Annotated in this window: 13 protein-coding genes; 7 read left to right on the top strand and 6 right to left on the bottom strand. The window is 66.8% G+C overall.

Annotated features, from left to right (window positions below; genetic code table 11):
• Genes KRR38_RS20010 through KRR38_RS20020 form a run of 3 tightly spaced genes read right to left on the bottom strand, consistent with a single transcriptional unit; the run spans position 1 to position 2,777 of the window.
• On the bottom strand, positions 1-1,440 hold the full coding sequence (locus KRR38_RS20010; protein ID WP_254514890.1) for a HAMP domain-containing sensor histidine kinase: 1,440 nt from the start codon (positions 1,438-1,440) through the stop codon (positions 1-3).
• Positions 1,437-2,177, bottom strand: a complete 741-nt coding sequence (locus tag KRR38_RS20015; RefSeq protein ID WP_217404846.1) for a response regulator — start codon at positions 2,175-2,177, stop codon at positions 1,437-1,439. Before KRR38_RS20015 ends, KRR38_RS20010 begins: the two co-directional genes overlap by 4 nt.
• Positions 2,178-2,195: 18 nt before the next feature.
• On the bottom strand, positions 2,196-2,777 hold the full coding sequence (locus KRR38_RS20020) for an EF-hand domain-containing protein (protein ID WP_217404848.1): 582 nt from the start codon (positions 2,775-2,777) through the stop codon (positions 2,196-2,198).
• 312 nt (positions 2,778-3,089) lie between these two features.
• Here KRR38_RS20020 and KRR38_RS20025 point away from each other — a divergent pair, with 312 nt between their 5' ends.
• Positions 3,090-4,457: a M48 family metalloprotease gene (locus KRR38_RS20025; protein ID WP_217404850.1), complete on the top strand. Its 1,368-nt coding sequence runs from the start codon at positions 3,090-3,092 to the stop codon at positions 4,455-4,457.
• 10 nt (positions 4,458-4,467) lie between these two features.
• On the top strand, positions 4,468-5,202 hold the full coding sequence (locus KRR38_RS20030) for a DsbA family protein (protein WP_217404853.1): 735 nt from the start codon (positions 4,468-4,470) through the stop codon (positions 5,200-5,202).
• Positions 5,203-5,282: 80 nt separating this feature from the next.
• On the opposite strand, the gene KRR38_RS37445 is transcribed toward KRR38_RS20030, so the two are convergent.
• Together KRR38_RS37445 and KRR38_RS20040 are read right to left on the bottom strand one after the other, a co-directional pair.
• On the bottom strand, positions 5,283-6,413 hold the full coding sequence (locus KRR38_RS37445) for an adenylate/guanylate cyclase domain-containing protein (protein ID WP_217404855.1): 1,131 nt from the start codon (positions 6,411-6,413) through the stop codon (positions 5,283-5,285).
• The gene (locus tag KRR38_RS20040) at positions 6,406-7,383 is read right to left on the bottom strand and encodes a TIR domain-containing protein (protein WP_217404857.1); all 978 of its coding nucleotides are present in this window, start codon (positions 7,381-7,383) and stop codon (positions 6,406-6,408) included. Before KRR38_RS20040 ends, KRR38_RS37445 begins: the two co-directional genes overlap by 8 nt.
• A gap of 99 nt (positions 7,384-7,482) precedes the next feature.
• Between KRR38_RS20040 and KRR38_RS20045 the strand changes: the two genes are divergently transcribed.
• From KRR38_RS20045 to KRR38_RS20060, 4 genes are all read left to right on the top strand, one after another.
• Complete coding sequence (locus KRR38_RS20045) at positions 7,483-8,643, top strand: sensor histidine kinase (protein ID WP_217404859.1); 1,161 nt, start codon at positions 7,483-7,485, stop codon at positions 8,641-8,643.
• A 44-nt stretch (positions 8,644-8,687) separates the two neighbouring features.
• Positions 8,688-9,485 carry a LytTR family DNA-binding domain-containing protein gene (locus KRR38_RS20050; protein ID WP_217404861.1) on the top strand — a complete coding sequence of 266 codons (798 nt, stop codon included), beginning with the start codon at positions 8,688-8,690 and terminating at the stop codon, positions 9,483-9,485.
• 167 nt (positions 9,486-9,652) lie between these two features.
• The gene (nadC, locus tag KRR38_RS20055) at positions 9,653-10,510 is read left to right on the top strand and encodes a carboxylating nicotinate-nucleotide diphosphorylase (protein ID WP_217404863.1); all 858 of its coding nucleotides are present in this window, start codon (positions 9,653-9,655) and stop codon (positions 10,508-10,510) included.
• Positions 10,507-11,205: a ribonuclease T gene (locus tag KRR38_RS20060; RefSeq protein ID WP_217404866.1), complete on the top strand. Its 699-nt coding sequence runs from the start codon at positions 10,507-10,509 to the stop codon at positions 11,203-11,205. Before nadC ends, KRR38_RS20060 begins: the two co-directional genes overlap by 4 nt.
• On the opposite strand, the gene KRR38_RS20065 is transcribed toward KRR38_RS20060, so the two are convergent.
• Positions 11,202-11,657 carry a nucleoside deaminase gene (locus KRR38_RS20065; protein WP_217404868.1) on the bottom strand — a complete coding sequence of 152 codons (456 nt, stop codon included), beginning with the start codon at positions 11,655-11,657 and terminating at the stop codon, positions 11,202-11,204. The genes KRR38_RS20060 and KRR38_RS20065 overlap by 4 nt on opposite strands.
• A 112-nt stretch (positions 11,658-11,769) precedes the next feature.
• On the opposite strand from KRR38_RS20065, the gene rpmB reads away from it, so the two are divergent.
• Entirely contained in the window at positions 11,770-12,057 is a 288-nt protein-coding gene (rpmB, locus tag KRR38_RS20070; protein ID WP_217404870.1) for a 50S ribosomal protein L28, read from the top strand.
• Positions 12,058-12,195: the final 138 nt, after the last annotated feature.

A 12,195-nucleotide genomic window follows, 5' to 3' on the forward strand; every position in this document is an offset into this window, starting at 1 on the left:
CTAAAGCGGCAGGCTGATCGTCGCGACCAGCCCAACGACTTTCCCGTCCGCACTGCGGCGGTTGGCAAGCGCGAGCGAGCCGCCGTGCTGCTCGGCGATGGCGCGGGCGAGGGTCAGGCCGAGCCCGGCCCCGCCGGTGGCGCTGTTGCGCGAAGGCTCGCCGCGCGAGAACGGCTCCATCATCCGCTCGATATCGGCTTCGGCGATACCCGGCCCATCGTCCTCGATCCAGATCACCGCCTGCCGCGTCTCTCGCACCAGTGACACCCGCGCGCGCTGGCCATAGCGCAGCGCATTGTCGATCAGGTTGCGCAGGCCGCGGCGCAGCCAGGTCGACCGCACCGGCAGGACGATACGCGGCATGTCATTGAGTTCGACCGGCTCACCCATGTCCTCGTATTCCTCGACCACCGAAGCGACGAGCGCCGAGATCTCGGACTTCTCGAGCGGATCGCTCGGCCTGCCGACGCGAGCGAGCGAGAGGATATCGTCGAGCGAACGGACGATATCCTCGATCGTCGCTGCCATGCGCGCTCGCTCGATATCGTCCTCGACCGATTCGATGCGCACGCGCAGCGCCGCGAGCGGCGTCTTGAGATCGTGGCCGATCGCGCCGAGCATCACGTCCTTTTCATCGAGCAACGCGGCGATGCGCGCTTCCATCGCATTGTGCGCGACGATCAGCCGGCGCACGTCGTCCGGGCCCTCTGGCTCGAGCTGGCCATCGGGGTTGCGCGTCTCGGTGAAGCGCTCGAGCCGCTCGGTCAGCGCCTCCAGCGGCCGCGTGATGCGCCGCAGGATCAGCGCGATCGCGCCCACCAGCACGACATAGATGAACAGCGTCTGCAGCAGCAGCGATATGACGATCGCGCGCTCGCCCGGCGGTACGATCGCGCGCGCGACGATCCAACCGTCGCGTTCGGGTATCTTCACGGCCGCGACGACGACCTGCGTCGGCTGTTGTTCGTGCTGGGCAACGAGCACCCGCCGCTGCCGTTCGAGCCGGCGGCTGGCCACCTCGTCACGCGCGATCGCGCGCCGCAGCACGATGACGTCCGCCACGGCGAAGTCCTGGTCGGCAAGGATATGGCGCAGTTCGCCCTCGGCTTCACTGTCGCGCACGTCGCCCGCCTGCTGCGGCGATGCGATGGCACGCTCGGACCGGAAGCCGCCACCACCGCCGCCACCGCGAAAGCCGGGACCGAAATCGGGGCCGCGCCCCCTGCCTGCGTCGCGCGGCGGGCGACCCTGGGCGCGATCGTCGTCGTCGCGCGCCGAGAGAAGACGAAATGCTGCCGAATGCAGCAAGGCGGCTTCGCGCCGCTCGGCCCCCGCGCGATAGGCGAGAACCGCACCGATGAGCTGCGCGGCAAGCAGCGCGACCGCGACCGCGAGCATCATCTGCCCCATCAGACTGCGCGGCAGGAACCTGCGGATCATGCGGAAGCAGTGCGCTTGACGTCGGTGGCGAGCATGTAGCCGCCGCCCCAGACGGTCTGGATCAGCTGCGGGTTGCGGCTGTCGACCTCGATCTTGCGGCGCAGGCGGCTGACCTGGTTGTCGACCGCGCGGTCGAACAGATGCGCCTCGCGGCCCTGGACCATGTCGAGCAGGCGGTCACGATCGAGCACCTGCCGCGGATGTTCGAGGAAGGCCATGAGCAGGCGGAACTCGACCGAAGAGATTGCCACGATCGCTCCTTCGGGGTCGATCAGCCGGCGCTTGAGCGGGTCGAGCTTCCAGCCTTCGAATTCGAACAGCTCGTTCTCGGGCGCGGCGGCGCTGCGGCCGGCGCGGCGGAGCACGGAGCGGATGCGCGCGACCAGTTCGCGCGGCTCGAAGGGCTTCACGACGTAGTCGTCGGCGCCGATCTCAAGCCCGACGATGCGGTCGGTCGCCTCGCCTTTGGCCGTCAGGAAAATGGTCGGAATCGCGCGTGATTCGACGAGATGACGGCACAGCGACAGACCATCCTCGCCGGGCATCATGATGTCGAGCAGGACGAGATCCGGGGCCGCCCCGTTGTTCTGGTCGTCGCGGATCTGGCTGCGCGCCTCTGCAGCGCTGGCTGCCTGGGCAACGTCGAACCCCTGGCGCGAGAGGTACTCGGCCAGGGGTTCGCGCAGGGCTGCCTCGTCGTCGACGATCAGCAGCCGGACGGGCGCGGTCTCGTTCATGCTTACCGCGCTCCGGGCTTAGTTGGGCTTGGCTTCGGGCTGGCCCATACGGCTCTTCCACTGCTCACGCATCGCCTGACGCGCGGCCTGGCGTTCTTCCTTGGTCACCGTGCCGTCGTGGTTGGTGTCCATCCGGTCGAAGCGCTGCAGCGCTGCTGCCGTGAATTCGGCCTGGGTGATCGTGCCGTCCTTGTTGGCATCGGCCATCCGGCCCATCATCATTCCGCCGCCGCGATGGCCGCCACGGTGGCCCCAGCCGTGCTTGCCGGAACCGCGTTCACCGTCGGGACCGCCGGCTTCGGGACCATGCGGACCGCGGGCACCCGGGCCCATGGCGTCGAACTCGGCGCGCGAAATCTGGCCGTTGTGATCGGTATCCATGCGATCGAACATGGCGTCGCGGCGCGCCGCGCGGTCGGCCTGGTCGAGCTTGCCGTCCTTGTTGACGTCCATGCGGGCGAACATTTCCTGCGCCTTGGCCTGAGCTTCGGCACGGGTAAACGAGCCGTCGCCCTTGGCGGCCTGCTGGGCATAGGCCCCACCGGCAACAGCGGTGACGGCCAGCGAGAGCCCCAGCATGATCTTGCGAGTCCTGGTCATTTTCATTTCGATCCTCCGATACTTCCCAAAAAAGGCGGAAGCCGCGCCGGGGACGTGAAGGGGAGGGGGAACGTCCCGCAACACAGCTTCCTTGGCCTTGCTTCTAGAAGCCGAATGTCGCGCGGTTATGCCGGCTCAAGGGTTTATTGTCGCCAATTGTCACAATGCAGCCGCCTCGTTCATCTTGCTGAAAGTGCTTTGGCATGTTGATACATCTCGAAGGTGGTGAAGCAAGCGCCCCGCGGCTACACCCATTGCATGCCCTACCCGCTTCATGCCCGGTTCAGCGCTTTTCAGGCTAGCGCAGAGCCCATGCGCAATCGCCTTCGCACGCCGGGCCGCCTTCTGCTCGCAATTGCCGGAGCCGCCGTCATCGCGGTGCAGCCCGCCGCCGCCCAATCGATCCTGCGCGATGCCGAGACCGAAGCGCTGCTGCACGACATGGCGCAGCCCATTGTCGTCGCCACGGGGCTCGACCCCAAGAACGTGGACGTCGTCCTGGTCAACGATTCCTCGGTGAACGCCTTCGTCGTCGGCGGTCAGGCGGTCTATCTCAACAGCGGACTGATCAACACGGCCGACAGCGCCAACGAGGTCCAGGGCGTGATCGCGCACGAACTAGGCCACGTCGTCGGCGGCCATGCCATCAGCGACGGCGGCGGCAAGGCAGCCCAGGGCATCAGCCTGCTGTCGCTGCTGCTGGCGGCCGGCGCGGCCGCTGCAGGCGGCGGCGACGCGGCGATCGGCGTGCTTATGGCCGGGCAGCAGGCAGCTATGGGCAAGTACCTCGCCTTCAGCCGCAGCCAGGAATCGAGCGCGGACGCCGCCGGCGCGCAGTTCCTCTCGAAAGCCGGGATCACCGGCAAGGGCTCGGTCGCCTTCTTCAAGAAGCTGCAGAACCTTGAGTTCCGCTATGGCTTCACGCGCGACGCGGACTCCGAATTCTACAGCACCCACCCGATGACCGGCGACCGCATCACGACGCTGCAGGACACCTACGAGAAGGATCCGGCCTGGAACAAGCCCAGCGACCCGGCGATCGAGGCACGGTTCCAGCGGGCCAAGGCCAAGCTGTTCGGCTATCTGGCCGAACCCGCCGATACGCTGCGGACCTATCCCGAAGGCGATAACTCGGTCCCCGCGCGCTATGCCCGCGCCTATGCCTTTCACAAGGACGCGCACCTCGACAAGGCGATGGACGAGACCGACGCGCTGCTCAAGCAGGCGCCCGACGACCCCTATTTCCTCGAGCTCAAGGGCCAGATCCTGCTCGAAGCGGGCAAGCCACTCGACGCGCTCGCCCCGTTGCGACGCGCGACCGAGCTCACCAACAACCAGCCGCTTATCGCCACTACTTTCGGTCACGCGCTGATCGCCACCGAAGACGCCAAGAACATGCCGGAGGCGCAGCGCGTGCTGAAGGCGGCCGTGGCGCGCGACCGCGAGAACCCCTTTGCCTGGTACCAACTCGGCGTGGTCTATGCGGCCAACGGCGACATGCCGCGTGCGCGTCTCGCCAGCGCCGAGCAACAGGTGCTCTCGATGCGGATGCCCGAGGCTCTGGGCAGCGCCGAAGCGGCCGAGTCGGCGCTGCCCAAGGGCTCGCCCGACTGGCTGCGCGCGCAGGATATTGCCATGCAGGCGCGCGCGGCGATTGAACAGACCCGCAAACGCAGGTAGCCCGCCGCCTATGAACTCTCGCAATTGGACGGTGCTGACCGTCGTCGGAATCGTTCTCGCCCTCGGTGCCGGCCTGCTCGTCGGTCGCTATTGGCACGACAGTGATCGGACTAAGGGCAACCGTGCCGAGGTCGAAAAGATCGTCCGCGAGTATATCCTCGACCATCCCGAGATCCTGCCCCAGGCGATGGAGAACCTGCAGAAGCGCGAGAATGCGCAAGCGCTCTCGGGCATCAGCGATCAGGTTCACGCCCCCTTCCCCGGCGCCGTTCTGGGCAACCCGCAAGGCAAGGTGACGCTGGTCGAGTTCACCGACTTCGCTTGCACATTCTGCCGTCAGAGCGTCGCCGAGGTCGAGCAGCTGATCGCCGCCAATCCTGACCTGCGCGTCGTGGTGCGCGAGTTGCCGATCCTCAGTCCGCAGAGCGCCAATGCCGCCAAGATGGCGCTCGCCGCCGCAGAGCAAGGCAAATATGCCGCGTTCCACAACGCGATGTACGCCGCCGGGCAGCCCAGCCCCGAAACGATCGCCGCCGCCGCCCAGGCCGCCGGGCTCGACATGGACCGTGCGAACAAGACCATCGCCGATCCCAGGCTCGAGGCGGAACTGACACGCAACGTCGAATTCGCCCGCAGGCTGGGCTTCAGCGGCACACCGAGCTGGATCGCGGGCGATGCGCTGCTCTCGGGCGCCGTGGGCAAGGACCGGCTGGCCGAAGCGATCGAGGCTGCGCGGAAGGGGTGATGCTTCGACAAAGCTCAGCATGAGCGGATGTTGTTTTAGAATCCAACCCCGCTCAGCATGAGCTTGTCGAAGGCCAAGCGCTACACCGCCTCCAACAAATACAACTCCAGCTCGCCGGCTTCCTTCGCCAGCGCCTTGCGTCCGACCGAAGTGAAGCGGCAGTCGTTGCAATCGTCGATCAGCAGCGCCGCGGCGAAGCTTTCGGTGCAATAGACCCCGCCGACCGGCGTTACCGGCTCGATCCGGGCCGTGCGGTTGACCTCGCTGCCGTACCAGATGCGGTTGCCGGTGATGCGGTCTGTGCCGACCCAGATCGGACCATAGTGCAGGCCGATGCGCATCCCCGCGATGCCGCCGGGCGGGGTCAGCGCCGGCGGCAGGTCCGCCAGGCGCTGCTGCAGCGCCAATGCCAGCCGCGCAGCGATGCGCGGCTCGTCGACGATCGCGTAGATCGCGTCGCCCCAAGTGTTGCGGAACTCGACGTGGTCGCCGAACTCGGCCAGCACCGCGCCGATGCGGCCCATGACCTCGGCCATGAACAGCGGCAGTTCGCGCTCGCCGAGCCGCGAGAAGCCCTTGTAGTCGGCGAAGAGGACCGAGCGGATCTCGCGCCGCGTGCCGTCGCCGGCGGGCGCGTGCTGCGGGAAGGCCAGGTTGCGCTCCACCGGGCCGGCCGGGATCGCCACGGTCTCGCGCCCCAGCGCCTGCCACATGCCGATGTCGGCGAGCGTGCCGGCAAGCCCGGTCTTCGACAGCGTCTGGAACTTGTCCGAAATCACCGCCACCTGCACCGCCTCGCTACCGATCTGCTGGGCGCGCAGCGCGGTGAGACCCATGACCAGGCGGGTATTATAGGCAAACTGGTTGTCGTCGCCGACATAAGCCCCCGGCGTGGCGAAATGGACCGCCACCGCGGCATCGCGGCAGGCATGATAGCGCGCCAACCAGCCCTCGCCGCCGCAGAGCACCGATTCGGGAATGAAGTCCTCTTCCGCAAAGGGCAGCACGACGTTGAGCTCGGCCCCGCGCGCTAGTAGCGCCTCGGCAATGAGTAGATCGGCGCCGCAGGCCAACGGGCCATAGCCGATCGTCGTGCCCAGCCGGTCGAGCGCCTCGCCGATCCGTGCGGCAAGTGGCACTTCCTCGGCACAGCCAGCGTTGAACATATGACCGCAATAGCCGACGACCGCGGCCGGGCCGGTCTCAGCCACCGTAGCGCGCCTCGGCCTTGGCCAACAGGTCGACGTTTGACTGCTCGGTCGGCGTCAGCTGCACCTGATCGTAAAGTGGCTTGTACCAGGTATAGCGGCTGAACCAGTCGCGCAGCCAGGGATCGTTGAACTTGCGTCCCTTGCGCGCATAAATCTCGTTGCGCGCGATCCGCAGGGTCGTCGGGCCCTTCGACATGACTTCGGCGGCCGTCAGCAGCCGCGTGCTGGAATCGGGAAATTCCATGTCGGCCGGATTGGGCTTGAGCGCCGCCTCCTGATCGGGATCGAGAACCGGGGCCGGTACCGCCTGCGAAGGCGTGGGAGCGGCCGCCTCGGGCTGCGGTGCGGCAACGGCAGGGGCCGGCGCTGCCACGGGAGCGGCGCTGGAAGGCGGCGTGGCCGGAGCATTGCTACCCCGCCCCAGCAACATACCGCCCGCCACGGCCAGCGCGACCACGGCTATGCCGATGCCCGCGAACAGCGGCCAACGCGACGCAGTGGGTGCGGGGGCCGGGGTGGGCTGCGGTTGGTACTGCGGTGGCGGCGGAACGCGCGGCGTCGACGGTTCCGCGGTGCCGCGCTGGCCACACAGATCGGCCAGGCTGAGCTTGACCTTGCGCCATCCCGGATGGTCGTCCTCGCCGCGCCAGTCGCCCATTTCGGCATACTGGATCTGGTTGAATGGCAGCGGCGGCATGACATCGTCGATCGCGGTCTGAATCAGCTTGCGCTGGTTGCGCGCCATGTCGGCCTCGGCGCGGACCCATTCCGATTTGGCCGCGCTGGCCGACCAGACGACGATCGCCGCCTTGGCGCTCGCGACTTTCTCGGTGATCACGTCGCCATAGGACTGGTGCGGCGGCAGCTCGGCATCCCACCACACGTCATAGCCGGCCGCCTCTACGGCGCGGGCCAGCATCGCCACCATCGGCTGGTCGCTGCGCGAATAGGAAATGAATACGTCGACCATCGGCAGCCCCGCCCGTTGCGGATGCGAGGATAAGGCGCGCTAACGGTCTCTCCAAGCAGGGATTTCATCCCGCCGCGGTTTTCGGCTAAGGATGGCCACATGGCCGTGCTGCCCTTCCGACCGACGCCCTTCTTCGCCAACAAGAACCAGGCCTTCTGGCGCCTGCAGGCAGCCGGCTGGGCCGGTGCGATGCTGCTGCGCGCGATGTCGAGCCTGGCCAATGCCCAGCCGCCCTCGTTCCTCGTGCTGCTGCTGATCGCGACGATCACGGGCTTCTCGATCTCGCTGCTGCTTTCGGTGGTCTATCGCCAGCTGATCCAGCAGCGGCCGCTGATCACCTGGGGCGTGACCATGCTGATCCTGCCGTTCGCGGTGGCGCTCAACGCCTTCATCGATGCCTGGGTAATCTCGCTCTACCGCGCCGAGAGCGAATCCAGCTTCGCACAGCTGTTCGTCGGCGTGTTCTACCTCGACCTGACGCTGCTCGGCGCCTGGTCCGCGCTCTATTACGCGATCAATTTCTTCCTCCAGATCGAGGAGCAGAACGACCAGCTGATCCGGCTGGAGAACCAGGCGACCAGCGCCCAGCTCGCCATGCTGCGCTACCAGCTGAACCCGCACTTCCTGTTCAACACGCTGAACTCGATCTCGACGCTGGTGCTGCTCAAACAGACCGAACCGGCCAACGCGATGCTGAGCCGCTTGTCATCGTTCCTGCGCTACACGCTGATCAACGAGCCCGGCGGGCGGGTCACGGTCTCGCAGGAAATCGACACGCTGAAGCTCTACCTCGACATCGAACGGATGCGCTTCGAGGAGCGGCTGCGCACCACCTTCAACGTCGATCCGGCGACCGAGACCGCGCTGCTGCCCTCGCTGCTGCTGCAGCCACTGGTCGAGAACGCGATCAAATATGCGGTCGGCCCGCAGGAGAGCGGCGCCGAGATCACGATCACGACGCAACTCATCGGCCAGAACCTTCGCATCACCGTCTCGGACACCGGCCCGGGCTTGCAAAGCGCCAGCACCAGCAACAGGTTGTCGGGCGTGAGTTTCGACGGCGGCGAACCTGTATCCACCGGGGTGGGATTGGCGAACATTCGCGATCGCCTGGCGCAAGCCTATGGCGAGCAGCATCGTTTCGAGACGTTGGAACCACCCGAGGGCGGCTTTGCCGTCGTCATCGAGATCCCCGTAGAACGCCGCGAAATTGCGGAACAGGAACCCATCGCGCCGCGAATCGTTGCTGCCGCGGGTTGAACCGTCGCATAGTAGCGTTCCGGGTTCCCAGCAGAGGTTATTGCATGAGCATCCGCACCATCCTCGTCGACGATGAGAAACTGGCTATCCAGGGACTTCAGCTTCGCCTGGAGAAATTCCCCGATGTCGAGATAATCGACACCTGCTCGAACGGGCGCGAGGCGATCCGCAAGATCAAGACCGAGAAGCCCGATCTGGTCTTCCTCGACATCCAGATGCCTGGCTTCGACGGTTTCTCGGTGGTCAAGGGCGTGATGGAGATCGAGCCCCCGCTGTTCGTCTTCGTCACCGCCTATCAGGAGCACGCCGTGAAGGCCTTCGAGGCCAACGCGGTCAACTACCTGATGAAGCCGGTCGACGAGGACAAGCTCGCCGACACACTCGACCGGGTGCGCACGCGCCTGATCGAGAAGCGCGGCGCCGAAGAGGCCGAGAAACTCAAGCACGTCCTCGCCGAAGTGGCGCCCGATGCGATGGATGCGATGCCCGAGGAGCCCGACGCCAACGCCGCGCGCTACGAGAAGCTGATCAACATCAAGGATCGCGGCCAGATCTTCCGGATCGACGTCGATTCGATCGAGCATATCGAAGCCGCCGGGGACTATATGTGCATCCGCACCGCCGACAATTCGCTGATCCTGCGCGAGACGATGAAGGACCTCGAACGCCGGCTCGACCCGCGCGTGTTCCAGCGCGTGCACCGTTCGACCATCGTCAACCTCAACCAGGTCCGCCAGGTCAAACCGCACACCAACGGCGAATGCTTCCTCGTGCTCGATTCGGGTGCGCAGGTAAAGGTGAGCCGGTCCTACCGCGACGTGGTGGCGCGCTTCGTTCATTGAGCGTGAAGGCCGAGGTTGTGCCAGCATCCTTCGCCAAGCTCAGGATGATGCTTCGACAAGCTCAGCATGAGCGGGGTTGGGAACAACCAAACCTCTGCTCGGCCTGAGCTTGTCGAAGGCCCACGCGCAACGCTTGACCTGAAACAGCCTCCCGCTAGTCAGCAGGCATGACCTTCTCGATCCCCGGCTTCGACCTCGATGCCTTCGTCGCCGCCACGCTCGCCGAGGATCTCGGCGAGGGCTGGCCCGGCGGCGGCCGTGACGTGACTTCCGAAAGCGTCATTCCCGCCGATGCCCGCTTCACCGGGGTGATGGACAGCCGCGATGCGATCACCGTCGCCGGCCTGCCGATCGCCGCCGCCTTCTTCCGCAAGCTCGACCCCGCGATGGAGATCGAGATTCTGGTCGAAGAAGGCGCACAGGTCTCGGCAGGCTCGGACCTGATGCGCCTCTCGGGCAACGCCCGCGCCATGCTGACCGCCGAGCGCAGCGCGCTCAACACCGTGCAGCACCTCTCCGGCATCGCGACCATGACGCGCGAATATGTCGATGCCATGGGCGGCCACGCGGTGCTGCTGGACACGCGCAAGACCATTCCCGGCCTGCGCCACCTGGAAAAGTACGCGACGCGCATGGGCGGGGCGCAGAACCACCGGCTCGGACTGTGGGACGCGGCGATGATCAAGGATAACCACGTCGCGGTCGCCGGCAGCGTCGGCCAGGCCGTGGGTGCGGCCAAGGGCGCTGGGGTCGAGCGAATCATCTGCGAGGTCGATCACCTTGATCAGATCGAACCGGCGGTAGCAGCGGGCGCCAACCACCTGCTGCTCGACAATATGAATCCCGACAAGCTGCGCGAAGCCCTGGCGATCGTCGCCGGCCGCGTGCCCTGCGAGGCGTCGGGCGGGGTCAACCTCCAGACCATCGGCGCGATCGCCGCGACGGGGGTCGACTACGTCTCGGTCGGCCGCCTGACCCAGAGTGCGCCCGCCGCCGACGTCGGGCTGGATTTTACGCCGCTATGACTTGGCGCGGCGCCGCGCTGCTGGCTCTGGCCATACCGGCTCCGGCGCTAGCCCAGGCCTATCAGTGCACCCCGCCGCAGCGGTTCGATCCAGTGCGGCCGATTCAGCCCGACGGGCCGCCGCGGCGGGTGCCGATCGCGGGCTATACGCTGGCGGCGAGTTGGTCGCCCGAATATTGCCGGCGGCCGCAGGACAAGGCCTCGATGCAGTGCTCTGGCGCCAACGGCCGCTTCGGCTTCGTGCTCCACGGGCTCTGGCCCGAGGCGGGCAGCGGGCCCCCGCCGCAATGGTGCTCGCTGACGCCGCGGCCCTCGGCTCAGGTCATCCGCCGCAACCTCTGCATGACGCCGGTGCCCTGGCTGCTCGAGCACGAATGGGCCAAGCACGGCAGTTGCATGGCGAAGACGCCCGAGACCTATTACCGTGCCGCCGGCGCGCTCTGGCGCTCGCTGCGCTGGCCCGATGCCGACCGCCTCTCGCGCCAGGACGGGCTGACCGCCGGCGACCTGCGTCGCGCTTTCGTCGAGCGCAATCCAGACTGGAAGTTGGAGCAGATCGGCGTGCTGGCCAGTGACACCGGCTGGCTGCGCGAAGTGCACCTCTGCTATGGCCGCGACTTCATGCCCGCGGCCTGCGACCGCCAGAGTTTCGGCCCACCCGATTCGGCAACGCTGAAGATCTGGCGCGGGCTCTAGCGCCGCTCGCGGAAAAATCCGCGCAACAGTTCAGCCGCCTCGGCCTCGCCGATCCCCGGATAGACTTCAGGCCGGTGCAGGCACTGGTCCTGCTCGAACACCCGCGCGCCGTGCTCGACCGCGCCGCCCTTGGGATCGGACGCTCCGTAATAGACCTTGGCGATTCGCGCGTGGGCGATGGCGCCGGCGCACATCGCACAGGGCTCGAGCGTGACCCAGAGTTCGCAGCCGTCGAGCCGCTCGTTGCCGATCGCCTGCGCCGCCGAGCGAATCGCCAGCAGCTCGGCATGGGCGGTAGGATCTCTGAGGGTGCGCGGGGCATTGTGCGCGGTAGCGATCACCGCACCGTCCTTGACCACGACCGCACCGATCGGCACTTCGCCCGCAGCCACGGCCTTCCCGGCCTCGGCGAGCGCAAGCGCCATCGGTTCAGGAAGCGGCCAGCGTGACATCCGAGCGGCGCTAACACCTCGCCCCCCTGTGCACAACTTGACCTTGGCGGGTGGAATCGGTAAGGGCGCCGCTCCCCCGTTATGGGCCAGCATTTTCGAAGCGAGTAAAACCATGTCCCGCATTTGCGAACTGACCGGCAAGGGCCGCCAAGTCGGCAACAACGTCAGCCACGCCAACAACAAGACCAAGCGCGTGTTCCTGCCCAACCTGCAGAACGTCACGCTGCTGTCCGACGGCCTGGAGCGCAGCTTCAAGTTCCGCGTCTCGACGCACGGCCTGCGTTCGGTCGAGCATGTCGGCGGCCTGGACAACTGGCTGCTGAAGGCGGCCGACGCCAAGCTGTCGCCGCGCGCGCTTAAGGTGAAGCGCGACCTCGCCAAGAAGCAGGTCGCCGCCTAAACCTCTTTCAGAGGCAATTCGCTGAAGGGCGCGGGGTAACCCCTCGCGCCTTTTTGCGTGCATGAGGCTTTTTCCAGCTGACGCTGGAAGCGGCACCGGCCCGCTCCCCCACCCGTGCCGCGTCTGGTTCAGCCTTGC

The organism is Novosphingobium sp. G106, from assembly GCF_019075875.1.
In the GTDB taxonomy this organism is placed as follows: Bacteria; Pseudomonadota; Alphaproteobacteria; order Sphingomonadales; family Sphingomonadaceae; genus Novosphingobium.